This window comes from Enterobacter sp. C3_dUdeg (genome assembly GCF_057536195.1).
Genome location: NZ_BAAKFX010000010.1, coordinates 62932 through 86857, shown reverse-complemented (window position 1 = coordinate 86857; position 23926 = coordinate 62932). Strand labels below are relative to the sequence as shown.

The 23926-nt window shown below is 56.9% G+C and carries 24 protein-coding genes; 19 read left to right on the top strand and 5 right to left on the bottom strand.

Going from position 1 to position 23926, the window contains the following annotated elements; translation table 11 throughout:
* Window positions 1–57 precede the first annotated feature (57 nt).
* Genes ugpA through ugpQ form a run of 4 tightly spaced genes read left to right on the top strand, consistent with a single transcriptional unit; the run spans window position 58 to window position 3602 of the window.
* Entirely contained in the window at window positions 58–945 is an 888-nt protein-coding gene (ugpA, locus tag AC27FC_RS18740) for a sn-glycerol-3-phosphate ABC transporter permease UgpA (protein ID WP_033144396.1), read from the top strand.
* Complete coding sequence (gene ugpE / locus AC27FC_RS18735) at window positions 942–1787, top strand: sn-glycerol-3-phosphate ABC transporter permease UgpE (RefSeq protein WP_033144397.1); 846 nt, start codon at window positions 942–944, stop codon at window positions 1785–1787. The genes ugpA and ugpE overlap by 4 nt, the downstream gene beginning before the upstream one ends.
* Before the next feature lies 1 nt (window position 1788).
* Window positions 1789–2859, top strand: a complete 1071-nt coding sequence (locus tag AC27FC_RS18730; RefSeq protein WP_029742187.1) for a sn-glycerol-3-phosphate import ATP-binding protein UgpC — start codon at window positions 1789–1791, stop codon at window positions 2857–2859.
* Window positions 2856–3602: a glycerophosphodiester phosphodiesterase gene (gene ugpQ / locus AC27FC_RS18725; RefSeq protein ID WP_196355180.1), complete on the top strand. Its 747-nt coding sequence runs from the start codon at window positions 2856–2858 to the stop codon at window positions 3600–3602. The genes AC27FC_RS18730 and ugpQ overlap by 4 nt, the downstream gene beginning before the upstream one ends.
* On the opposite strand, the gene AC27FC_RS18720 is transcribed toward ugpQ, so the two are convergent.
* A complete protein-coding gene (locus tag AC27FC_RS18720; protein ID WP_045888353.1) occupies window positions 3586–3963 on the bottom strand; it encodes a DUF2756 family protein in 378 nt (125 codons plus the stop codon). The two genes, ugpQ and AC27FC_RS18720, sit on opposite strands and share 17 nt — an antisense overlap.
* A 123-nt stretch (window positions 3964–4086) precedes the next feature.
* Here AC27FC_RS18720 and ggt point away from each other — a divergent pair, with 123 nt between their 5' ends.
* A complete protein-coding gene (gene ggt / locus AC27FC_RS18715; RefSeq protein WP_196355181.1) occupies window positions 4087–5832 on the top strand; it encodes a gamma-glutamyltransferase in 1746 nt (581 codons plus the stop codon).
* Between the two features lie 106 nt (window positions 5833–5938).
* Here the strand turns inward: ggt and yhhY are convergent, their stop codons facing one another.
* On the bottom strand, window positions 5939–6427 hold the full coding sequence (gene yhhY, locus AC27FC_RS18710) for an N-acetyltransferase (protein WP_045143059.1): 489 nt from the start codon (window positions 6425–6427) through the stop codon (window positions 5939–5941).
* A gap of 255 nt (window positions 6428–6682) precedes the next feature.
* Here yhhY and AC27FC_RS18705 point away from each other — a divergent pair, with 255 nt between their 5' ends.
* From AC27FC_RS18705 to gntU, 5 genes are all read left to right on the top strand, one after another.
* Window positions 6683–7720 carry an oxidoreductase gene (locus tag AC27FC_RS18705; protein ID WP_196355182.1) on the top strand — a complete coding sequence of 346 codons (1038 nt, stop codon included), beginning with the start codon at window positions 6683–6685 and terminating at the stop codon, window positions 7718–7720.
* 122 nt (window positions 7721–7842) lie between these two features.
* Window positions 7843–8538, top strand: a complete 696-nt coding sequence (locus AC27FC_RS18700; protein WP_196355183.1) for a pirin family protein — start codon at window positions 7843–7845, stop codon at window positions 8536–8538.
* Between the two features lie 101 nt (window positions 8539–8639).
* Window positions 8640–9635 (top strand): gluconate operon transcriptional repressor GntR, encoded by a 996-nt coding sequence (gene gntR / locus AC27FC_RS18695; protein ID WP_021242747.1) that lies wholly within the window; start codon window positions 8640–8642, stop codon window positions 9633–9635.
* A 126-nt stretch (window positions 9636–9761) separates the two neighbouring features.
* The gene (gntK, locus tag AC27FC_RS18690; protein WP_008503362.1) at window positions 9762–10289 is read left to right on the top strand and encodes a gluconokinase; all 528 of its coding nucleotides are present in this window, start codon (window positions 9762–9764) and stop codon (window positions 10287–10289) included.
* A gap of 3 nt (window positions 10290–10292) precedes the next feature.
* Complete coding sequence (gene gntU / locus AC27FC_RS18685) at window positions 10293–11633, top strand: gluconate transporter (RefSeq protein WP_010436459.1); 1341 nt, start codon at window positions 10293–10295, stop codon at window positions 11631–11633.
* Window positions 11634–11752: 119 nt separating this feature from the next.
* On the opposite strand, the gene plsB is transcribed toward gntU, so the two are convergent.
* Window positions 11753–14173, bottom strand: coding sequence for a glycerol-3-phosphate 1-O-acyltransferase PlsB (plsB, locus tag AC27FC_RS18680; protein ID WP_033144402.1), 2421 nt, complete (start codon window positions 14171–14173; stop codon window positions 11753–11755).
* Window positions 14174–14327: 154 nt separating this feature from the next.
* On the opposite strand from plsB, the gene AC27FC_RS18675 reads away from it, so the two are divergent.
* The 4 genes from AC27FC_RS18675 (at window position 14328) to AC27FC_RS18660 (ending at window position 17144) form a co-directional block, all read left to right on the top strand.
* Complete coding sequence (locus AC27FC_RS18675; RefSeq protein WP_023334158.1) at window positions 14328–14696, top strand: diacylglycerol kinase; 369 nt, start codon at window positions 14328–14330, stop codon at window positions 14694–14696.
* A gap of 108 nt (window positions 14697–14804) precedes the next feature.
* Window positions 14805–15413: a transcriptional repressor LexA gene (lexA, locus tag AC27FC_RS18670; protein WP_023310039.1), complete on the top strand. Its 609-nt coding sequence runs from the start codon at window positions 14805–14807 to the stop codon at window positions 15411–15413.
* 63 nt (window positions 15414–15476) lie between these two features.
* Window positions 15477–16814: an MATE family efflux transporter DinF gene (gene dinF, locus AC27FC_RS18665; protein WP_487160259.1), complete on the top strand. Its 1338-nt coding sequence runs from the start codon at window positions 15477–15479 to the stop codon at window positions 16812–16814.
* Between the two features lie 120 nt (window positions 16815–16934).
* The gene (locus tag AC27FC_RS18660) at window positions 16935–17144 is read left to right on the top strand and encodes a CsbD family protein (protein ID WP_094935059.1); all 210 of its coding nucleotides are present in this window, start codon (window positions 16935–16937) and stop codon (window positions 17142–17144) included.
* A 69-nt stretch (window positions 17145–17213) separates the two neighbouring features.
* Here AC27FC_RS18660 and zur read toward each other — a convergent pair whose 3' ends face one another.
* Window positions 17214–17726, bottom strand: a complete 513-nt coding sequence (gene zur / locus AC27FC_RS18655; protein ID WP_094935058.1) for a zinc uptake transcriptional repressor Zur — start codon at window positions 17724–17726, stop codon at window positions 17214–17216.
* 114 nt (window positions 17727–17840) lie between these two features.
* On the opposite strand from zur, the gene AC27FC_RS18650 reads away from it, so the two are divergent.
* The 4 genes from AC27FC_RS18650 (at window position 17841) to pspG (ending at window position 21269) form a co-directional block, all read left to right on the top strand.
* A complete protein-coding gene (locus AC27FC_RS18650) occupies window positions 17841–18329 on the top strand; it encodes a cupin domain-containing protein (RefSeq protein ID WP_023310041.1) in 489 nt (162 codons plus the stop codon).
* A 172-nt stretch (window positions 18330–18501) separates the two neighbouring features.
* Entirely contained in the window at window positions 18502–19812 is a 1311-nt protein-coding gene (locus tag AC27FC_RS18645; protein WP_033144404.1) for a conjugal transfer protein TraF, read from the top strand.
* 82 nt (window positions 19813–19894) lie between these two features.
* Window positions 19895–20890 carry a tRNA dihydrouridine(20/20a) synthase DusA gene (dusA, locus tag AC27FC_RS18640; RefSeq protein ID WP_045355242.1) on the top strand — a complete coding sequence of 332 codons (996 nt, stop codon included), beginning with the start codon at window positions 19895–19897 and terminating at the stop codon, window positions 20888–20890.
* A gap of 136 nt (window positions 20891–21026) precedes the next feature.
* Window positions 21027–21269: an envelope stress response protein PspG gene (gene pspG / locus AC27FC_RS18635; RefSeq protein ID WP_023310044.1), complete on the top strand. Its 243-nt coding sequence runs from the start codon at window positions 21027–21029 to the stop codon at window positions 21267–21269.
* A 184-nt stretch (window positions 21270–21453) separates the two neighbouring features.
* Here pspG and AC27FC_RS18630 read toward each other — a convergent pair whose 3' ends face one another.
* Window positions 21454–22437 carry a quinone oxidoreductase gene (locus AC27FC_RS18630; protein ID WP_094935057.1) on the bottom strand — a complete coding sequence of 328 codons (984 nt, stop codon included), beginning with the start codon at window positions 22435–22437 and terminating at the stop codon, window positions 21454–21456.
* A gap of 66 nt (window positions 22438–22503) precedes the next feature.
* On the opposite strand from AC27FC_RS18630, the gene dnaB reads away from it, so the two are divergent.
* Window positions 22504–23916 (top strand): replicative DNA helicase, encoded by a 1413-nt coding sequence (dnaB, locus tag AC27FC_RS18625; protein ID WP_023310046.1) that lies wholly within the window; start codon window positions 22504–22506, stop codon window positions 23914–23916.
* The last annotated feature ends 10 nt before the right edge of the window (window positions 23917–23926 follow it).

Sequence of the window (23926 nt, the reverse complement as noted above, 5' to 3'; positions counted from 1 at the left end):
CCTCGCCCCTTTGGGGAGAGGGACGGGGTGAGGGGTGAATACCTACAGAGCAAACCTATGTCATCATCCCGTCCGGTGTTTCGTTCCCGCTGGCTGCCCTATCTTCTGGTCGCACCGCAGCTGGTCATCACCGTTATCTTCTTTATCTGGCCTGCGGGCGAAGCGCTGTGGTACTCGGTACAAAGCGTCGACCCGTTCGGGCTCTCCAGCCAGTTTGTTGGCCTGGACAACTTTACCGCGCTGTTCCATGACAGCTACTACCTGGACTCCTTCTGGACGACGATGAAGTTCAGCGCGCTGGTGACCGTCAGCGGTCTGGTTGCCTCGCTGTTTTTCGCCGCGCTGGTGGACTACGTGGTGCGCGGCAGCCGTATTTATCAAACCCTGATGCTGCTGCCTTACGCCGTGGCTCCCGCCGTCGCCGCCGTACTGTGGATCTTCCTGTTTAACCCCGGTCGCGGGTTGATTACCCACTTCCTGGCCGAGTTCGGCTACGACTGGAACCACGCCCAGAACAGCGGTCAGGCCATGTTCCTGGTGGTGTTCGCCTCGGTGTGGAAGCAGATCAGCTACAACTTCCTGTTCTTCTTTGCCGCGCTGCAGTCCATTCCGCGCTCGCTGGTGGAAGCCGCGGCAATTGACGGCGCAGGGCCCATTCGTCGCTTCTTCAGGCTGTCGCTGCCGCTGATCGCCCCGGTGAGTTTCTTCCTGCTGGTGGTTAACCTCGTGTACGCCTTCTTCGACACCTTCCCGGTGATCGACGCGGCGACCGCAGGCGGCCCGGTGCAGGCGACCACCACGCTGATTTATAAAATCTACCGCGAAGGCTTTGCGGGGCTGGATCTCTCCGCCTCCGCCGCGCAGTCGGTCGTGCTGATGTTCCTCGTCATCATCCTCACGGTGGTGCAGTTCCGCTATGTCGAAAGTAAGGTGCGCTACCAATGATTGAGAACCGTCGCGGGCTGACGATTTTCAGCCATACCATGCTGATTTTAGGGATTATCGTCATCCTCTTCCCGCTGTACGTGGCGTTTGTCGCCGCCACGCTGGACACCAAAGCGGTGTTCGACACGCCGATGACGCTGATCCCCGGCGGGCATCTGTTCGAGAACATGAAGACCATCTGGACCCAGGGCGTGGGCGCCAACAGCGCGCCGTTCTGGCTGATGATGCTCAACAGCTTCATCATGGCGTTTGGCATTACGGTCGGCAAAATTACGGTGTCGATGCTTTCGGCCTTCGCCATTGTCTGGTTCCGCTTTCCGCTGCGTAACCTCTTCTTCTGGATGATTTTTATCACCCTGATGCTACCGGTAGAGGTGCGTATCTTCCCGACGGTTGAGGTGATTGCCAACCTGAAGCTGCTCGACAGCTACGCGGGCTTAACCCTGCCGCTGATGGCCTCGGCGACCGCCACCTTCCTGTTCCGCCAGTTCTTTATGACCCTGCCGGACGAGCTGATTGAAGCGGCGCGTATCGACGGCGCGTCGCCGATGCGCTTCTTCCGCGACATCGTGCTGCCGCTGTCGAAAACCAACCTCGCGGCGCTGTTTGTGATCACCTTTATCTACGGCTGGAACCAGTACCTGTGGCCGCTGCTGATTATTCAGGACGTTAACCTCGGTACCGCCGTGGCGGGCATCAAAGGCATGATCGCCACCGGCGAAGGCACCACGCTCTGGAACCAGGTGATGGCGGCGATGCTGCTCACCCTTATCCCACCCGTAGTCATTGTTTTAGCCATGCAGCGCGCGTTTGTCCGCGGCCTGGTCGATAGCGAGAAATAAGATGGCAGGTTTAAAACTTCAGGCAGTAACCAAAAGCTGGGATGGCAAAACCCAGGTGATTCAGCCGCTGACGCTCGACGTGGCGGACGGGGAATTTATCGTGATGGTCGGGCCGTCCGGCTGCGGCAAATCCACCCTGCTGCGCATGGTGGCGGGGCTGGAGCGCGTGACCTCCGGGGATATCTGGATTGACCGCCAGCGCGTCACCGAGATGGAGCCGAAAGACAGAGGCATTGCGATGGTGTTCCAGAACTACGCCCTCTATCCGCACATGAGCGTAGAAGAGAACATGGCCTGGGGGCTGAAAATCCGCGGGATGGGCAAAGGCCATATTGACGAGCGGGTGAAAGAGGCGGCGCGAATTCTCGAGCTGGACGGCCTGCTGAAGCGCCGCCCGCGCGAGCTCTCCGGCGGCCAGCGCCAGCGCGTGGCGATGGGGCGCGCCATCGTGCGCGATCCGGCGGTATTCCTCTTCGACGAGCCGCTCTCTAACCTCGACGCCAAGCTGCGCGTGCAGATGCGCCTTGAGCTGCAGCAGCTGCACCGTCGCCTGAAAACTACCTCCCTGTACGTGACCCACGATCAGGTCGAAGCCATGACCCTCGCCCAGCGCGTGATGGTGATGAACAAAGGCATCGCCGAGCAGATTGGCACCCCGGTGGAGGTGTATGAGAAACCGGCCACCCGCTTTGTGGCGAGCTTTATCGGCAGCCCGGCAATGAACCTGCTGGAAGGGCGTATCAGCAGCGCGGGCACGCATTTTGAGCTGGAAAGCGGGATGGCGTTGCCGATCAACTGGTACTATCGTGGCTACGCCGGGCGTAAGATGACGCTCGGAATCCGCCCCGAGCATATCGTTTTAACCTCTCAGGCGGACGGCGGCGTGCCGCTGGTGATGGACACGCTGGAGATGTTGGGTGCAGATAACCTGGCGCACGGGCGCTGGGGCGAACAAAAAATGGTGGTGCGCCTGGCGCATCAGGAGCGCCCGAAAGCAGGCAGCACGCTGTGGCTGCACCTGCCGGAAAACCATCTGCACCTGTTTGACGGTGAAACAGGACAACGAGTATGAGCAACTGGCCTTATCCCCACGTCGTCGCCCACCGTGGCGGCGGTAAGCTGGCGCCGGAGAACACCCTGGCGGCGATTGACGTTGGCGCGCGCTACGGTCACACGATGATCGAGTTCGACGCCAAGCTGTCGAAAGACGGCGAAATTTTCCTGCTGCATGACGATAACCTCGAACGCACCAGCAACGGCTGGGGCGTGGCGGGCGAGCTGCCGTGGCGCGATCTGCTGAAAGTGGACGCCGGAAGCTGGTACAGCGGCGAATTCAAAGGCGAACCGCTGCCGCTGCTGGCGGAAGTGGCCGATCGCTGTCGCCAGCACGGCATGATGGCCAATATCGAAATCAAACCGACCACCGGCACCGGGCCGATGACGGGCAAAGTCATTGCCCTTGCCGCGCGCGAACTGTGGGAAGGGATGACCGCGCCGCTGCTGTCATCATTTGAAATCGATGCGCTGGAGGCCGCACAGGCGGCCGTACCGGAGCTGCCGCGCGGGCTGCTGCTTGACGAGTGGCGCGAGGACTGGCGCGAGCTGACGACAGGCTTAGCGTGCGTCTCTATCCATCTCAATCATCGGCTGCTGGATGAGGCGCGGGTGAAGATGCTGAAGGACGCGGGTCTGCATATTCTGGTCTACACGGTTAACAAACCCCAGCGCGCAGCCGAGCTGCTGCGCTGGGGCGTGGACAGCATCTGTACCGATGCAATCGACCTGATCGGCCCGGACTTTAGTTCTGCGGATTAAGCATACTGCCATTCGACTGCGGCGGCAGCATGTGCTGCTGTCCGCTGCCTGACGACGTCATTCCCCCTAACATCCCGCCGTTTTTATTCGGCAGCGGCTGCTCGCGCACCTGCCCCTGCTGCACGCGCTGGGTGTTGGCGTTCATCTGATTTTGCAGGCTTTGCTGCTGCATCTGGGTCTGCGTTTTAAGCTGCTGATTAAGCATTCCTTTCTGCTGCTGTTGCTGGCTCATCATCTCCGTCTGCATACGCTGCTGGCTCGGGATAACGTAACCCTGCTGGTTCGGGTTGTTCAGGGTGTTGAGTGGCTGTGCGAGCGCGGCAAACGGGATCAGCGCCGTAAGGATCCATAAGCGTTTCATTGTCATTTCCTCCTTTTGAGGTCTCTCTTAAGTTTACCCCGATTTCACCATGACGATGATTTTTTAGGAGTTGTGAACCAGGCTTAAGCGGGGAATATGGATCCCTTCACCTGGAGAACAATAATGATGAAACCAACGTTTTTGCGCTGGGTCGCCATCGCCGCGCTGATGGCAGGCGGTACATTTAGCGTGGCGGCCAACCCGCCAGCGGCGCCTCCGGTCTCTTACGGCGTGGAGGAAGATGTTTTTCATCCCGTGCGGGCAACCCATGGCATGGTGGCGTCAGTGGATGCGCTGGCAACAAAAGTGGGCGTCGATATTCTCAAACAGGGCGGTAACGCGGTGGATGCAGCGGTCGCCGTCGGCTATGCGCTGGCGGTGACGCATCCGCAGGCGGGGAACCTGGGCGGCGGCGGCTTTATGATGCTGCGCACTAAAGACGGCAAAACCACCGCCATCGATTTCCGCGAAATGGCGCCTTCTCAGGCGTCCCGCGATATGTTCCTCGACGATCAGGGTAACCCTGACAGCAAAAAATCCCTGACTTCGCACCTCGCCACCGGCACGCCGGGCACCGTTGCGGGCTTCTCGCTGGCGCTGGAAAAATACGGCACGATGCCGCTGAACAAGGTGGTGCAGCCTGCCATCAAGCTGGCGCGCGACGGCTTTGTGGTAAACGATGCGCTGGCGGACGACCTCAAGACCTACGGCAGCGAAGTGATTCCGAATCACGAAAACAGCAAGGCCATCTTCTGGAAAGACGGTGAGCCGCTGAAGAAGGGCGATAGGCTGGTGCAGAAGAACCTCGCCAAAAGCCTGGAGCTGATTGCGGAGCACGGTCCGGACGCCTTCTACAAAGGGGCAATTGCCGACCAGATTGCGGAAGAGATGCAGAAGAACGGCGGGCTCATCACCAAAGCGGATCTGGCGGAATACAAGGCGGTGGAGCGCGAGCCGATTAGCGGTACCTATCGCGGATACGAGGTCTTCTCCATGCCGCCGCCGTCCTCCGGCGGGATCCACATCGTGCAGATCCTCAATATTCTCGAAAACTTCGATATGCACAAGTTCGGCTTCGGCAGCGCGGACGCCATGCAGGTGATGGCGGAAGCGGAAAAACGCGCCTACGCCGACCGGTCGGAATATCTCGGCGATCCGGATTTCGTGAAGGTGCCGTGGCAGGCGCTGACCAACAAGGCGTATGCCAAATCCATTGCCGATCAGATTGACATCAACAAGGCCAAACCGTCGAGCGAGATCCGCCCCGGCAAGCTGGCGCCGTATGAAAGCAACCAGACCACCCACTTCTCGGTGGTGGATAAAGACGGTAACGCGGTGGCGGTGACGTACACGCTCAACACCACCTTCGGCACCGGGATTGTGGCGGGCAACAGCGGCATTCTGCTGAACAACGAGATGGATGACTTCTCTGCCAAACCGGGCGTGCCGAACGTCTACGGGCTGGTGGGCGGCGATGCGAATGCGGTAGGGCCGAAGAAACGTCCGCTGTCGTCCATGTCGCCCACCATTGTCGTGAAAGACGGGAAAACCTGGCTGGTGACCGGCAGCCCTGGCGGCAGCCGTATTATCACCACCGTGCTGCAGATGGTGGTGAACAGCATCGACTTTGGGATGAACGTCGCCGAAGCGACCAACGCTCCGCGTTTCCATCACCAGTGGCTGCCGGACGAGCTGCGCGTGGAGAAGGGCTTTAGCCCTGACACCATCAAGCTGCTGGAACAGCGCGGGCAGAAGGTGGCGGTGAAGGAGGCGATGGGCAGCACCCAGAGCATTATGGTCGGGCCGGACGGGGCGCTGTTTGGCGCGTCGGATCCGCGGTCGGTGGATGATTTGTCGGCGGGGTATTAACGATTCCCCTCACCCTAACCCTCTCCCCGAAGGGGAGAGGGGATTGCACGGTGCGGTCTTTTCTCCCTCGCCCCTGTGGGGAGAGGGCCGGGGTGAGGGGAGTGTGTCACTTCATTCGCGCCATATAATACGCGTCCACATATTCACCGTTGCGCAGGGCATAGCGTTTGCCGGTGCCTTCAATTTCGAACCCGTGTTTTTTGTACACCGCAATCGCCGGTTCGTTATCGACAAATACCGTCAGCTCAATGCGGTCAACGCGCAGCCAGTTATCGCACATATCAATCATGGTGCGCATCAGAGCGCTGGCAACGCCCCGGTTTTGCCACTGCGCGCCGACACAAATCCCAAAATCAGCCACATGGCTGCGGCGCGGGCGTTGCGCGACGACGATGCACAGATGGCCAGCGACATGACCGTCTATGCAGGCGACGAGCTGCTTGATGCCGGGCTGGTCGGATAGCCGTTCTTGCCACATTTGCTCAGAGGGATGAGGAACCTGTAGTGTGTTGTGGTACACCTCCGGCTGGGCGTGGATCTGACGAATGGCGTCATAATCTTTCGGTTCCGCATGGCGTATCACTATCTCACTCATTCCTTGTTCCTCAGTCAGTTAAACGTCCCTTCCAACATCAATGACTTTAAAATTTGAGTCAACCGCTATTTTTTGCAAAAAGTATTGGACAAGTGCGAATGAGAATGATTATTATTGCTCTGCATTCAGGAAGACCGCTACGGGAACCTGAAAGCACGACATTGCTCACATTGCTTCCAGTATTACTTTAGCCAGCTTTTAGCTGGCTTTTTTTTGTTATGGTTAGACTCAGTAACCTTCCAAAAGGACTGAGCCATGACACTACATTGCGCATTTATTGGATTTGGTAAAAGTACGACCCGCTACCACCTGCCGTATGTTCTCAACCGTAAAGACAGCTGGCACGTCGCGCACATCTTCCGCCGCCGCGCGAAGCCGGAAGAGCAATCCCCGCAGTATTCCCATATCCATTTCACCAGCGATCTTGATGAAGTGCTTAACGACCCGCAGGTCAAACTGGTTGTTGTCTGCACCCACGCCGATAGCCATTTTGACTATGCAAAACGCGCGCTGGAAGCGGGCAAAAACGTGCTGGTGGAAAAACCGTTCACCCCGACCATCGCCGAAGCAAAAGCGCTGTTCGCGCTGGCGAAAAGTAAAGGCCTGACCGTTACGCCGTATCAGAACCGTCGCTTTGACAGCTGCTTCCTGACGGCGAAAAAGGCGATTGAAAGCGGCAAGCTGGGCGACATTGTGGAAATCGAAAGCCACTTCGATTACTACCGTCCGGTGGCGGAAACCCAACCCGGCCTGCCGCAGGACGGCTCGTTCTATGGTCTGGGCGTGCATACGATGGACCAGATCATCTCCCTGTTTGGCCGACCGGACCACGTGGCGTATGACATCCGCAGCCTGCGTAATAAAGCCAACCCGGACGACACCTTTGAAGCGCAGCTGTTCTACGGCGACCTGAAGGCCATCGTCAAAACCAGCCATCTGGTGAAAATCGACTATCCGAAATTTATCGTTCACGGCACCAAAGGATCGTTCATTAAGTACGGCATCGACCAGCAGGAGACCAGCCTGAAGGCCAACATCATGCCGGGTGAACCGGGCTTTGTGGCGGATAATTCCGTGGGCGTGCTGGAGTATGTGAACGATGAGGGCGTAACGGTCAGGGAAGAGCTGAAACCGGAAATTGGCGACTATGGCCGCGTCTACGATGCGCTGTATGAAACTCTCACAACTAGCGCGCCGAATTACGTCAAGGAATCTGACGTTCTGACCAACCTGGAAATCCTCGAGCGGGCCTTTGAGCAGGCTTCTCCTGCCACGGTAACCCTCGCGAAATAAGCAAAAACGGCTCCTCTGCGCTTGTTCATAATTTTTGAACAGAGGAGTCAATTTTCACCCTCTATGATCCCAGGCGGTTTACGTCCACACTTACTCCATCGAAACGAACTGAGGGTGAAACAATGATCTACTTACGCAAAGCAAACGAACGTGGTCACGCGAATCATGGCTGGCTGGACTCATGGCATTCATTCTCGTTTGCCGACTACTACGACCCGAACTTCATGGGCTTCTCCGCACTGCGCGTGATTAACGACGACGTGATTGATGCAGGCCAGGGCTTCGGTACCCACCCGCACAAAGACATGGAAATCCTGACCTATGTGCTGGAAGGGGCGGTGGAACACCAGGACAGCATGGGCAACAAAGAGCAGGTTCCGGCGGGCGAGTTCCAGATTATGAGCGCGGGTACCGGGGTGCGTCACTCCGAGTACAACCCGAGCAAAACGGAAAAACTGCACCTGTATCAAATCTGGATCATTCCAGAAGAGACCGGCATCACGCCGCGCTACGAGCAGCGCCGCTTCGACGCGAAACAGGGCAAACAGCTGGTGCTGTCCCCGGATGCACGTGAAGGTTCTCTGAAGGTTCATCAGGATATGGAGCTGTACCGCTGGGCGCTGGCGAAAGACGAACAGTCTGTGCACCAGATTGCCGCCAACCGCCGCGTCTGGATCCAGGTGGTGAAAGGTGAAGTGTCCATCAACGGCACCAAAGCGACAACCGCCGATGGCCTGGCCGTCTGGGATGAGCAGGCGCTTTCCGTGCATGCCGACAGCGAAAGTGAAATTCTGCTGTTTGACCTGCCGCCGATGTAATAAATCATAAATAAATGCCCATCCTTCCCTTTGGCAGGGGAAGGATGGGCTTTGTCCGTGATAAACTGAGCAAATCTCTCACTTCAAGATTTCTCAGGACGATGAAAAAGAAACGCCCCGTACTTCAGGATGTCGCCGATCGCGTCGGTGTGACCAAAATGACGGTCAGCCGTTTTTTACGTAACCCGGAACAGGTTTCCGTGGCGTTACGTGGCAAGATTGCCGCGGCCCTTGATGAACTGGGTTATATCCCCAACCGCGCGCCCGATATTCTCTCCAATGCGACCAGCCGTGCGGTGGGCGTCCTGCTTCCTTCCCTGACCAACCAGGTTTTCGCCGAAGTTTTGCGCGGCATTGAAAGCGTCACCGATGCTTTTGGCTATCAGACCATGCTCGCCCACTACGGGTACAAGCCGGAACTGGAAGAGGAACGTCTTGAATCGATGCTTTCCTGGAACATCGACGGCCTGATTTTAACGGAACGTACCCACACTGCCCGCACGCTCAAAATGATTGAAGTGGCCGGTATCCCGGTGGTGGAGCTGATGGACAGCCAGTCGCCGTGCCTCGACATCGCCGTGGGGTTCGATAACTTTGAAGCGGCGCGCCAGATGACGGCGGCGATCATCGCTCGCGGTCATCGTCATATCGCCTATCTGGGTGCGCGTCTTGATGAACGTACTATCATCAAACAGAAGGGATACGAGCAGGCGATGCTCGACGCGAACTTAACCCCCTACAGCGTGATGGTGGAGCAGTCCTCTTCCTATACGTCGGGTATTGAGCTGATGCGTCAGGCACGACGTGAGTATCCGCAACTGGACGGTATTTTCTGTACCAACGATGACCTTGCGGTCGGCGCGGCGTTTGAGTGTCAGCGTCTGGGGCTCAAGATCCCGGATGATATGGCGATTGCCGGTTTCCACGGCCACGACATTGGCCAGGTGATGGAGCCGCGTCTGGCGAGCGTCCTGACCCCGCGTGAACGTATGGGCCGCATTGGCGCAGAACGCCTGCTGGCGCGCATTCGTGGCGAGACGGTTACCCCAAAAATGTTAGATTTAGGTTTCACCTTGTCACCGGGTGGATCTATTTGAACTGACAAATTTGAAGTAGCTCACACTTATTCACTTCGCGCACGTTTGGATATTGCTTCTCTTTTGCCCCGGCAGGACAATGTTACCGATAACTGTTACCCGTAACAATTGACTGAGGGACACCCTTTGAGCACGACTAATCACGATCACCACGTCTACGTCCTGATGGGCGTTTCCGGTAGCGGGAAATCAGCCGTAGCCAGCGAAGTGGCGCATCAACTCCAGGCTGCGTTCCTTGATGGCGACTTCCTCCATCCGCGCAGCAACATCATGAAAATGGCGTCCGGCGAGCCGCTGAACGACGACGACCGCAAACCGTGGTTGCAGGCGCTGAATGACGCCGCGTTCGCTATGCAGCGTACCAACAAAGTCTCCCTGATCGTCTGCTCTGCGCTGAAAAAAACCTACCGCGACCTGCTGCGCGACGGTAACCCGAACCTCTCTTTCATCTACCTGAAGGGGGACTTCGAGGTGATTGAAAGCCGCCTGAAGGCGCGTAAAGGTCACTTCTTCAAAACCCAGATGCTGGTGACGCAGTTCGAAGCGCTGCAGGAGCCGGGTGAAGATGAGAAAGACGTCTTAGTGGTTGATATCGATCAGTCACTGGAAGGTGTTGTTGCCAGCACCATCGAGGTCATTAATAAAAGGCAGTAAGTTTTGAGTACATTAACGCTAGTTTTGACAGCAGTGGGTTCCGTGTTGCTGCTGCTGTTTTTAGTGATGAAGGCGCGTATGCACGCTTTTGTCGCTTTGATGGTGGTTTCTATAGGTGCAGGTCTCTTTTCCGGTATGCCGCTCGACAAGATCGCCGCGACGATGGAAAAAGGGATGGGCGGCACGCTGGGCTTCCTGGCGATTGTGGTCGCCCTTGGCGCGATGTTTGGCAAGATTTTGCACGAGACGGGCGCGGTCGACCAGATTGCCGTCAAGATGCTGAAATCCTTCGGCCACAGCCGCGCGCACTACGCGATTGGTCTGGCTGGCCTGATTTGCGCGCTGCCGCTGTTCTTCGAAGTCGCCGTTGTGCTGCTGATAAGCGTCGCGTTCTCCATGGCGCGTCATACCGGCACTAACCTCGTGAAGCTGGTTATTCCGCTGTTTGCGGGCGTGGCTGCGGCTGCAGCGTTTCTGCTGCCGGGGCCTGCGCCGATGCTGCTGGCGTCCCAGATGCACGCCGACTTTGGCTGGATGATCCTGATTGGCCTGTGCGCGGCAATCCCGGGAATGATTATTGCCGGTCCGCTGTGGGGCAACTTTATCAGCCGTTACGTTGAGCTACACATTCCGGATGACATCACCGAGCCGCACCTGGGCGAGGGCAAAATGCCGTCCTTCGGCTTTAGCCTGTCGTTGATCCTGCTCCCGCTGGTTCTCGTGGGTCTGAAAACCATCGCCGCGCGCTTTGTGCCGGTGGGTTCCAGCGCCTACGAATGGTTCGAGTTCATCGGCCACCCGTTCACGGCGATCCTGGTGGCGTGTCTGGTGGCGATTTACGGCCTGGCGATGCGTCAGGGAATGCCAAAAGACCGGGTGATGGAGATCTGCGGTGCCGCGTTGCAGCCGGCGGGCATTATCCTGCTGGTGATCGGCGCTGGCGGCGTGTTCAAGCAGGTGCTGGTGGATTCCGGCGTGGGCCCGGCTCTGGGCGAAGCGCTGACCGGGATGGGCCTGCCGATTGCGGTCACCTGCTTCGTGCTGGCCGCGGCGGTGCGCATCATCCAGGGTTCCGCAACCGTGGCGTGCTTAACCGCCGTGGGTCTGGTGATGCCGGTGATTGAACAGCTGAACTATTCCGGTGCGCAGATGGCGGCGCTGTCTATCTGTATCGCGGGCGGTTCGATTGTGGTCTCTCACGTTAACGACGCGGGCTTCTGGCTGTTCGGTAAATTTACCGGCGCCACCGAAGCGCAAACCCTGAAAACCTGGACGCTGATGGAAACCATCCTTGGCACGACGGGCGCCATTGTCGGGATGATTGCTTTCACACTGCTGAGCTGAATGCGGTGATTTAACAAGGCTCAAAAATAAGGCCCGGTAGCGTTAACGCTTACCGGGCCTTTATATTATGCAGAACGCCAGGCCGGGTCAGGTGAAACCACCAACCCGGCTTTTTCACATCACTCGCCCTGCGTCGCGCTCTCGATCGTCAAACGCACATCCGACGTAATGAGTTCGGCCAGCATCTGGTACACCTTCAGCGTCTCTTCCGGCTCGGCATCTCCCGTATCGCTGATGTAGCCTTCATCACGCAGCGTCAGGACCAGAGAGCTGAAGACCGCTTTGTCGAAGAACTCCGGGGCGTTAATGCCGTGCAGAACGGACAGGCGCTGTGCCAGCGTCCGGCTCTCTTTCTCCAGCGTGCCGCGGTTGATAGACGGGTTCGCACTCAGCAGCCAGAACGTAATGGCGTAGCGCTGCAGCGTTTCGCGCGCACCGGCCGCAAGCAGTTGCAGAGTTCGGGAACGCGACGGATTGATGTGCAGCTCGTCGTTTGAGACGGTGATCAGCCCCTGACGACGCAGCTCTTCCGTCAGTTTGTCCAGTTCGCCCGCCAGCTCGTCTTTGCTCCAGCGCAGGAACAGCTCCGCTTTCAGCATCGGATAGAGCGTCTCAACGTGACGCAATAGCTCCTGACGCGAAATACGGCGATGCTGGGTGATGATAGCCGCCATGAGCGACGGCAGCATCAGCATATGGGTGATGTTGTTGCGGTAGTAGGTCATCAGCACTGCCTGCTCGCGCGGCAGAATAATGATGTCGCCGATCGTGTCCTTTTCGACTTCAAACTTGTTCATCTGCAGCGCGTGATCGATAAGCTCACTGGCGGTAGCAGAAGGCACGGTTGAATCAACGGAATACGGCACGTTGCGCATCATGTCCAGATAGCAATCCAGCTGCTCCGTGAGCTGTTCGCGGGTCAGCGAGCGCTGACGCGAAGCCAGAAGCGCCGTACAGCACAGGTTCATGGCGTTAGCCGCACCGGCGTTGTTAATACGCACCATCAGCTCGGACGCGATGCCGTTGACCGTTGGCGTCAGCCAGGCCGGACGAATCGCTTCGATAGGATCGATGGACTCGCGCCACTCGGGAACGTGATGGTTCAGATACGTCATCAGCGGCATGGGTTCGCCGAAGTTCACGTAGCCCTGACCGAGGTTGCGTAGCTTGCTCAAACCGCGCAGCATCTGCGGCAGGCTCTCTTTCTCTTTGGTCGCACCGCGCAGCTCTTTGGCGTACGTGCCCACTTCCATCACGTGCTCATAGCCAATGTAGATTGGCACCAGCGTGATTGGACGGGTTCCTCCGCGCAGCATCGCCTGAATGGTCATCGACAGCGTGCCGGTCTTCGGATCGAGCAGACGTCCGGTACGGGAACGACCGCCTTCCACGAAGTACTCCACGGAATAGCCGCGGCTGAACAGCTCGCCCAGATACTCGCGGAACACGGTGGAGTAGAGCTTGTTGCCCTTGAAGGTGCGACGGATAAAGAACGCGCCCAGGCGGCGGAAAATCGGACCTGCTGGCCAGAAATTCAGGTTGATACCGGCAGCAATGTGCGGCGGTACCAGCCCCTGGTGATAGAGCACGTAGGAAAGAAGCAGGTAGTCCATGTGGCTGCGGTGGCAGGGAACATAGACAATCTCATGGCCATCGTGCGCCAGCTGACGCACACGTTCAGCATTATGAACGTTGATGCCCTGATACAGGCGGTTCCAGGTAAAGCCGAGAATACGATCGGACAGGCGAATCATCTCGTAAGAGAAGTTCGCTGCAATCTCTTCCATCAGCGCAATGGCGTTCTGCTGGGCTTTCTCATGCGATATTTTCTTGCTGCGCGCTTCGTCTTCAACGGCGCGGGCAATCGCTTTGGAGGCCAGCAGCTTGTTGAACAGATCCTGACGCGCCGGGAGACGCGGTCCTACGGCAGCGAGGCGCTGGCGGGCGAAGTGCATACGCGCCACGCGCGCCAGTTTTTGCGCGATGATCTTGTCGGTACCGTGCTCGTCCGCCATACGACGCAGCGAAACGGAAGGGGAGAAACGCACAAAGCTGTCGCGTCCCAGCCAGGAGACCGCGAAGAACTTCTGGATGCCGTTAAGCATGCGCAGCGGCGGATTCTCTTCACCTTTTTCACGGCCCGGACGACGACCAAACATCACCGATACCGGCACCATCTGCACATCCAGATCGGGGTTGCTGCGGTGCAGGTCAAGATAGTCGTGGAACAGCTTGATGGACTCTTCTTTTGGCGTGTAGTAGGTAAACACGCGCGGTCCACCGTGAATGAACACGTAGCGCGGCAGCAGCGTACCGTCAACTTCAAGCGGTTCAAGCGGGTCCGGTAAGTCATGCGCCAGACACTGGGCGCGAAGCGTCAGTAAGTCTGCCTTCGAGTTATAAGGCAAAACGTACATAATAGGACGCGAGGTATCGAGCCCCAATTCCAGCGCGGGTTCTGCTGGGATAGACTTGCTTTTTACCAGGATGCTTAATGGTAAATTAAGTAATTTGTAGTAAATTCGTGGCCAGCCGGACATAAACGATGTAAAGCCTCTGGTTAATAATGCAATTGCGGCGCAAGGATAACAGAAAGCGCGCAAAATTTCTGTTGTTACCCGTCATACTTCAGGCTGTAGCGAAACGCGCTACAGTTCCTGTTACTGACGCTTTTTTTCATAAAAGGTTCTTTTAATGGCCAATAATACCACTGGGTTAACGCGTATCATCAAAGCCGCCGGCTATTCATGGAAAGGTTTCCGTGCCGCGTGGATCAACGAAGCCGCCTTTCGCCAGGAGGGCGTCGCCGCTATCATCGCGGTGATCATCGCCTGTTTCCTTGATGTTGATGCTATTACCCGCGTACTTCTAATCGGTTCCGTGCTTCTGGTGATGATAGTGGAAATTCTTAATAGCGCTATTGAAGCCGTTGTTGATCGCATTGGTTCAGATTTCCACGAGCTTTCTGGCCGCGCAAAAGACATGGGCTCTGCTGCCGTGTTGCTGGCGATTATCACTGCCGTTATCACCTGGGTCACGCTGCTTTGGTCACATTTCCGATGAGCCTCGAGGAATAATTAAGTCCCTGGTTTTTTGTGCAGTTTTTGGTTCCAAAATCGCCTTTGACTGTATATACTCACAGCATAACTGTATATACACCCAGGGGGCGGAATGAAAGCGTTAACGACCAGGCAGCAAGAGGTGTTTGATCTCATCCGGGATCATATCGGCCAGACGGGTATGCCACCCACGCGTGCGGAAATCGCGCAGCGTCTGGGCTTCCGTTCTCCGAATGCTGCCGAAGAACACCTGAAAGCGCTGGCGCGTAAAGGCGTGATTGAGATTGTTTCAGGCGCGTCACGCGGTATCCGCCTGCTGGTGGAAGAAGAGACGGGCATTCCGCTGATAGGCCGTGTTGCCGCCGGTGAGCCTTTACTGGCACAGCAACATATTGAAGGCCACTACCAGGTCGATCCTGGCATGTTCAAACCGAGCGCAGATTTCCTGCTGCGCGTTAGCGGTATGTCGATGAAAGACATCGGTATTCTTGATGGCGATCTGCTTGCGGTGCACAAAACGCAGGATGTGCGTAACGGCCAGGTAGTTGTCGCGCGCATTGATGATGAAGTTACCGTCAAGCGTCTGAAAAAACAGGGTAACACCGTTCAGCTGCTGCCTGAAAACAACGAGTTCTCCCCGATTGTGGTCGATCTCCGCGAACACAACTTCTCTATCGAAGGACTGGCGGTTGGGGTCATTCGCAACGGTGAATGGCTGTAATCTCTTCCTGACAGGCTATGGCGCCGCTGTAGCCTGCTTCATTCTCCACTCCCGGTATTTTTCATGTCACTGCTGACGGAATCAGATAAGGCATTGTGGCGTCTCGCTCTGCCGATGATTTTTTCCAATATCACCGTGCCCTTGCTGGGGCTGGTCGATACTGCCGTTATTGGTCATCTTGATTCGCCTGTTTATCTTGGCGGCGTGGCGATTGGCGCAACGGCAACCAGCTTCCTGTTTATGCTGCTGCTCTTTTTGCGCATGAGCACCACCGGACTCACGGCACAGGCTTATGGTGCAAAAGATCCGCTGCGTCTGGCGCGCGCGCTGGTCCAGCCGCTGATCCTTGCGCTTGGCGCGGGAGTGTTAATCGTTTTATTACGTACGCCCCTGATCGACCTTGCGCTCCATGTTGTTGGCGGCAGCGAGGCGGTACTGGCGCAGGCGCGACGTTTCCTTGAAATTCGCTGGCTCAGCGCGCCCGCCTCGCTGGCAAACCTGGTTCTGCTGGGGTGGCTACTGGGCGTTCAGTACGCCCGTGCGCCAGTGATTTTGCTGGTGGTAGGCAACCTTCTCAACATTGTGCTGGATGTCTGGCTGGTAATGGGCCTGAATATGAACGTGCAGGGCGCGGCGCTGGCGACGGCGATTGCCGAATACGGAACCTTGATTATCGGTCTGTGGATGGTCTGGCGCGTGCTGGCGATGCGCGGGATCTCCCTGGCGCTGCTCAAAACCGCATGGCGCGGCAATATCCGTAGGCTGCTGGCGCTCAATCGTGACATCATGCTGCGCTCGCTGCTGCTTCAGCTCTGCTTCGGCGCGCTGACGGTTTTCGGGGTCCGACTGGGGCCAGAAATCGTCGCGGTCAACGCGGTATTGATGACGCTGCTGACCTTTACCGCCTACGCGCTGGACGGATTTGCCTATGCGGTAGAAGCGCATTCCGGGCAGGCGTACGGGGCGCGCGAAAGCGAGCAGCTTAGGGACGTCTGGCGGGCAGCCTGCCGCCAGTCTGGGCTGGTGGCGCTGGCGTTTGGCCTGGTTTACGCCTGCTTTGGTGAGCAAATTGTCGCGTTGCTTACGTCTCTTCCTGCGCTGCGCGAGCTGGCGAGTCACTATCTCATCTGGCAAGTCATCTTACCGGTGGTCGGCGTCTGGTGTTATCTGCTGGACGGCATGTTCATTGGTGCGACGCGCGGAGCGGAAATGCGTAACAGCATGGCGGTCGCGGCGGCCGGGTTTGGTCTGACGCTGCTGACGCTTCCCTGGCTGGGTAATCACGGTTTGTGGCTGGCCCTGGCCGTTTTCCTCTCGCTGCGAGGGATATCGCTGGCTTTTATCTGGCACCGCCACTGGCAAAACGATACCTGGTTCCCTTCACGTCACGATATATCGTGACGGTTAAAGATTCCGAATATGAAATCAACTGCCGAATCCTTAACTACAATAATTATCACGTCCAGCAGAAAAGAACGTAACGGACGTTACGACCCGACGCTTAACTAAGAGGACACGATGATGAATAAAGACGAAATCGGCGGCAACTGGAAGCAGTTCAAAGGTAAAGCGAAAGAACAGTGGGGTAAGCTGACCGATGACGATATGACCGTCATTGAAGGTAAACGCGATCAGCTTGTCGGTAAAATCCAGGAGCGTTACGGCTACGCGAAAGACCAGGCGGAAAGAGAAGTGGGCGACTGGGAAAAACGCAACGACTACCGCTGGTAACCGGGCTATACCCGCAAGTACAAGGAAGTACACCCTGAGGGCGGCCATGAGCCGCCTTTTCTTTTGCCGTTAACGCGGTTTTTTCTTCACAAGAATAGAGTGGTCGTGCTGACACGCGTCCTGATGACGGCAGGCTTCCACTTCCACGCAGGCAGAGCACAGTCCGTGCGCTTCAATCACGTTATGACGCAGGGCAAAACCCATTTTCGCCGCCAGCGTATGCATAATATCTTCCACGCCTTCCGCAGCCTCTTCTTTCACCACGCCGCAGCGGTCGCAGATAAACATCGCCGATGTATGGGTGGGCTGATCGAACAGATGGCACAACACATAGCTGTTTGTGGACTCAACTTTGTGCACGAATCCTTGTACCAGCAGGAAATCCAGGGCGCGATACACGGTCGGAGGTTTCGCCTGCGGCTCGCTTTCGCGGAGCAGGTCCAGCAGATCGTAGGCGCTGATAGCACCCTGCTGCAGGCTCATCAGACGTAAGACTTCAAGGCGCTGCGGAGTCAGGCGCACATTGCGTTGCGAACACAGCTTTTCGGCCTGCGCTAACAGCTCTTTTGTGGACTTATCCATTTAGCACCCCGGATGTTATAGGACGGAAACCCCTACTTTATCATGTTCTGGTAAAAACGCCGAGATCCGCCAGTCTGTGCTATACCTGACCCATTGCAAACCGGGAAATAAACAATGAAAAAACCTGACTGTATTCGACACTGGCGCGACGTTGAAGGCGCGGATGATTCGACCTATCCAGATAGCGATGAGCGTTTTTCTATCGGCGCCCCGTTGGCTCGCAAGCTTGGGCTCGGGCGCATTGGTATCCATCACGAGCGTTTACCGCCCGGGCGCAGGACGTCCTATCCGCACGCGGAAAGCGATGAAGAAGAGTTCGTTTATGTGCTCGAAGGTCATCCAGAAGCGTGGATCAATGGCTATTTATGGAAACTTGAACCGGGCGACAGCGTGGGGTTTCCTGCCGGAACCGGTATCTGCCACACCTTTATCAACAACACGGACGAAGAGGTGCGGTTACTGGTCGTTGGCGAGGCCAACAAAAAGCACAACCGCATCTACTATCCGCTCAACCCCGTGTATGCCGCTACCCGTGAGGATCGCTGGGTAGACCACCCGCCCCAGTTTTTTGGACCGCATGATGGAAAACCTGGGAAAAAATAATTTCCTCTTCTATAAATATTGAGGGCCGTCACAAAATATAACAGGCCGTAAGGGAGTTTTACTTAGGGATAGAAATAGCGGGTCTTTTACTACTTATTCACAGCAATAGTTCGTTCCTGTTTGGGTGATAACAGACAGGGGTTATTTCATAACAGACTATAACGGGCATACTGTGAAAAAAAATTTTAAATTTTCGGTGGTTAGTATCGCTGTTTCCTTGTTTATGGCAAATCAGGCGGGAGCAGCCAATACCTGGACAGAATCACGTAGCGACGCAATGGGTGGCACTGGCGTTGCCTCCGGGAGCTATGGTAGCGGGGCGTTAATCAACCCCGCGTTGCTGGCAAAGGCAAAACCGGACGATGATGTGACGGTCATTTTGCCGTCCGTTGGCGTACAGGTGACGGATGAGGACAATCTTCAGGACGAGATTGATACCATCAACGACAAAATCAATCACTATAAGGATGTGGTTGATGACCTCACGCCAAGGGAGATCATCACCAATCCGTTAGGTTCCATTAATCAATTCCAGGGCGCGGCCAAAGATCTGGCCGATGAGCTGGACTATCTCAAGGGTAAAACCGCACGCGCGACGGCAGGTGCTGGGCTTGCCGTGAGTATCCCTAACGATGTGCTTTCCGTGGCCTTTATGGCGAAAGGCTACGCCCATGGGCGGGTGAGTTCGTCTATCGATCAGCAAGATATTGATTATCTGCGCGGTATTCAACAAAGCAAGGTGGTGGCTGCCGGTGTTGCCCTGGACGCTGCGCTGAACGGCACGGATCAAATCACTAAAAATCTCAACTCAACGGCGTCTGGCCGGGCAGCGATTGTGTCCGACTATGGTGTTGCCGTTGCCCGTCAGTTTGACCTCGGCGGTGTCCCTGTTTCCGTGGGCGTGACGCCAAAGCTGCAAAAAACCTGGGTCTATAACTACACCACGTCAATCTACGATTACGACAGTAACAAGTGGAACGACAGCCGCTACCGCACGGACGACACGGGCTTTAACGTCGATGCCGGTATCGCGGCTGATTTCGGCGAACACTGGACGGTTGGCGTGAGCGGTCAAAACCTGATGTCGCGCGATATCGACACCAAAGATATCCGTATCCGCAACGGCCGGACGGGAGAAGTGGTGAGCTACAAAGACACCTACCAGATCCGTCCGCTGGTGACCGCCGGCGCCGCCTGGCATAACGACCTGGTGACGCTGACCGCCGATGGCGATCTGACGGAAACCAAAGGCTTCAAGAGCGAAGATACGTCGCAGTACGTGGGCGTCGGTGCTGAGGTTACGCCGCTCAGCTGGCTGGCGGTGCGTGCGGGCTATCGCGCGGACGTGAAGGGTAACGACAGCAATGTCTTTACCGGCGGTGTCGGCTTCGCGCCGTTCAGTACCGTTCATGTTGACCTGATGGGCCTGTACGGCGAGGACGAAACCTGGGGCGCCGGGGCTCAGCTGAGCATGACGTTCTAAAGTCCACCGGAGGCGCTGCGCCTCCGGCTTTTCTTTGTGCTATAGTAGCGCCCCTTTTCCACCAGATGCTTAAAACTTCGCCATGTCGTCAGAATTACAGACCGCTTTCCCTGCACACCGTTTCTCCATTGCGCCGATGCTCGACTGGACGGACAGACACTGTCGCTACTTCCTGCGCCAGCTCTCCCGCCATACGCTGCTGTACACCGAAATGGTGACCACGGGCGCAATCATTCACGGGAAGGGCGACTATCTGGCCTATAGCGAAGAAGAGCATCCGGTTGCCCTGCAGCTGGGCGGCAGCGATCCGGCCGCGCTGGCGCAGTGCGCGAAGCTGGCGGAAGAACGCGGCTACGACGAGATCAACCTGAACGTTGGCTGCCCGTCCGACCGCGTGCAGAACGGCATGTTTGGCGCCTGTCTGATGGGGAATGCACAGCTTGTAGCGGACTGTATCAAGGCGATGCGCGATGTGGTCTCCATTCCGGTCACGGTCAAAACCCGTATCGGCATTGACGACCAGGACAGCTACGAATTCCTGTGCGACTTCATCAACACGGTATCCGGGAAAGGCGAGTGTGAGATGTTCATCATCCACGCGCGAAAAGCCTGGCTCTCCGGCCTCAGCCCGAAAGAGAACCGTGAGATCCCGCCGCTGGACTATCCGCGCGTGTATCAACTGAAGCGTGACTTCCCGCACCTGACGATGTCCATCAACGGCGGCATCAAGTCGCTGGAAGAGGCCAAAGCGCATCTGGCGCATATGGATGGCGTGATGGTCGGCCGCGAGGCGTATCAGAATCCGGGCATTCTGGCGACGGTCGATCGCGAAATCTTTGGCATCGAAGGCGCGGACACCGATCCGGTTGCCGTCGTGCGTGCGATGTACCCCTACATTGAGCGTGAGTTGAGCAATGGCACCTATCTCGGTCATATCACCCGCCATATGCTTGGCCTGTTCCAGGGTATTCCGGGCGCGCGTCAGTGGCGCCGCTACCTGAGCGAGAATGCGCATAAAGCCGGAGCCGATATTGAGGTGCTGGAACATGCGCTGCGACTGGTGGCGGACAAGCGATAACTTTCGCTAAAAGTTCGTCAAATTCACCACGCCCTGCGAACGTTCGCGGGGCGTTTTGCTTTAATAACAACAGGTTAATACTGGCATGATTCTTGTAATGCTGACTGCATTACTCGGGAACTCGTGGGAGAGCACCATGCTGGAACTACTTTTTGTGATTGGCTTTTTTGTCATGCTGTTAGCGACAGGCGTTTCGCTGCTCGGCATTCTGGCGGCTATCGTGGTGGCGACGGTGGTCATGTTTATTGGCGGACTGTTTGCGCTGACGATCAAACTATTGCCGTGGCTACTGCTGGCCATTGCGGTCGTGTGGGTGATTCGGGCGATTAAAGCGCCAAAAGTGCCCAGTTATCAGCGCAATAACCGCTTCCGTTACTAAGGTATTGAGGGGTTCGTCACATACTTGTAACTTTTCCGGCGGCATGGCTTAGAACAGAATAGGATTTAGTTATCGAATCTGTCACTATGACTGCCGTTAAAGAATTCATCGAGCTGTACCCTACATACAGCCGAACTAAAAAAAGAAAGGGCTTCCCACGGGAAGCCCAATTTCTTTTTGGGGCTCAGGGAATCAACAAGCTCGACCCCTGCGTTGCCCGGCTCTCCAGCACCTCATGCGCACGCTGCGCATCGGTCAGCGCGAATTTCTGCGCATCTGCCACATCCACTTTGATGACCCCGCTGGCGATCAGCGAGAACAGCTCGTTGCTGGCTTCCTCAAGTTCTTCCCGGTTGGTGATGTATCCCTGCAGGGAAGGGCGAGTCACATACAGCGAACCTTTCTGATTCAGAATACCGAGGTTAACGCCGGTGACCGCGCCAGACGCATTGCCGAAGCTAATCATCAGACCACGGCGCTGCAGACAGTCCAGCGACGCCTCCCACGTGTCTTTCCCCACCGAGTCATACACCACGCGCACTTTTTTGCCGCTGGTGATCTCCTTCAGCCGCTCAACAATGCTCTCTTCACGGTAGTTAATCACCTGCCAGGCGCCCGCCTGCAGCGCGCGCTGCGCTTTTTGTGCATTTCCGACGGTGCCGATCAGCTTCGCGCCCAGCGCTTTTGCCCACTGACAGGCGATGAGCCCGACGCCACCCGCTGCGGCATGGAACAGGAACTGCTCGTCGGGCTTAATTTCATAGGTTTTGCGCAGCAGGTAGTAAACCGTCAGACCTTTCAGGAACGAGGCCGCCGCCTGCTCAAAGGAGATGGCGTTAGGCAGCAGGGCGGCTTTATCCGCCGGAATGTTGTGGACGGAGCTGTAAGCGCCCAGCGCAGACTGCGCGTACACCACGCGGTCGCCCTCTTTAATATGCTTAACCGCGCTGCCCACTTTGACGACGACACCGGCTGCCTCGGTGCCCAGGCCGCTCGGCATTGACGGCGGCGGGTAGAGACCGCCGCGAATATAGGTGTCGATGTAGTTAATGCCGATGGCTTTGTTTTCAACCTGCACTTCGTTTTCGCCAGGCGCGGCAGGGGTGAACTCCACCGCTTTCAGTACGTCTGGCCCACCGTGTTTCTGGAATTCAATGCGCGTTGCCATGCTCCCTCCGTAAGAAAAATATGGTAATCTTTCGACCCACTCTTTATCTCGGTAACTCCATTCACTATGGCAGGAAACAAACCCTTCAACAAACAGACTGAACCTCGCGAGCGTGATTTCCAGGTCGCAGGGTTAAAGGTCCCGCCGCACTCGATTGAAGCGGAACAGTCGGTGTTGGGCGGTTTAATGCTGGATAACGAGCGCTGGGACGACGTCGCCGAGCGCGTCGTGGCGGAAGATTTCTACACCCGCCCGCACCGCCACATCTTTACTGAAATGGCGCGCCTGCAGGAGTCGGGCAGTCCGATCGACCTGATCACGCTCGCGGAATCGCTGGAGCGTCTTGGTCAGCTCGACAGCTGCGGCGGGTTTGCCTATCTGGCGGAACTGTCAAAAAACACGCCTAGTGCAGCGAACATCAGCGCTTATGCCGATATCGTGCGCGAACGTGCCGTCGTCCGCGAGATGATTTCGGTGGCGAATGAGATCGCCGAAGCCGGTTTTGATCCACAGGGGCGTACCAGCGAAGACCTGCTCGATCTGGCTGAATCCCGCGTCTTTAAAATCGCCGAAAGCCGCGCCAATAAAGACGAAGGTCCAAAAAACATCGCCGATGTCCTCGACGCCACCGTTGCCCGTATCGAACAGCTGTTCCAGCAGCCGCACGACGGTGTGACCGGGGTAAACACCGGCTATGACGATTTGAACAAGAAAACCGCCGGTCTGCAGCCGTCGGATTTGATTATCGTCGCCGCGCGTCCGTCGATGGGTAAAACTACCTTTGCGATGAACCTCGTCGAAAACGCGGCGATGTTGCAGGATAAGCCGGTATTGATCTTCAGCCTTGAGATGCCCTCCGAGCAGATTATGATGCGTTCTCTGGCGTCGCTGTCGCGCGTGGATCAGACCCGCATTCGTACCGGCCAGCTCGATGATGAAGACTGGGCGCGCATTTCCGGCACCATGGGCATTCTGCTGGAAAAACGTAACATATATATCGATGACTCCTCCGGCCTGACGCCGACGGAAGTGCGCTCCCGCGCGCGCCGTATCGCCCGTGAACACGGCGGCATCGGCCTCATCATGATCGACTACCTTCAGCTGATGCGCGTCCCGTCGCTTTCCGACAACCGTACGCTTGAAATTGCGGAGATTTCCCGCTCGCTCAAGGCGTTAGCCAAAGAGCTGCACGTACCGGTCGTCGCGCTGTCGCAGCTGAACCGCTCTCTGGAACAACGTGCCGACAAGCGCCCGGTCAACTCTGACCTGCGTGAGTCCGGCTCCATCGAGCAGGATGCCGACTTAATCATGTTTATCTACCGTGATGAGGTTTATCACGAGAATAGCGACCTGAAAGGGATCGCCGAAATTATTATTGGTAAACAACGTAACGGCCCAATCGGGACGGTGCGTCTGACCTTTAACGGACAGTGGTCGCGTTTCGACAACTATGCCGGTCCTCAATATGATGATGAGTAATTTCTAAGGA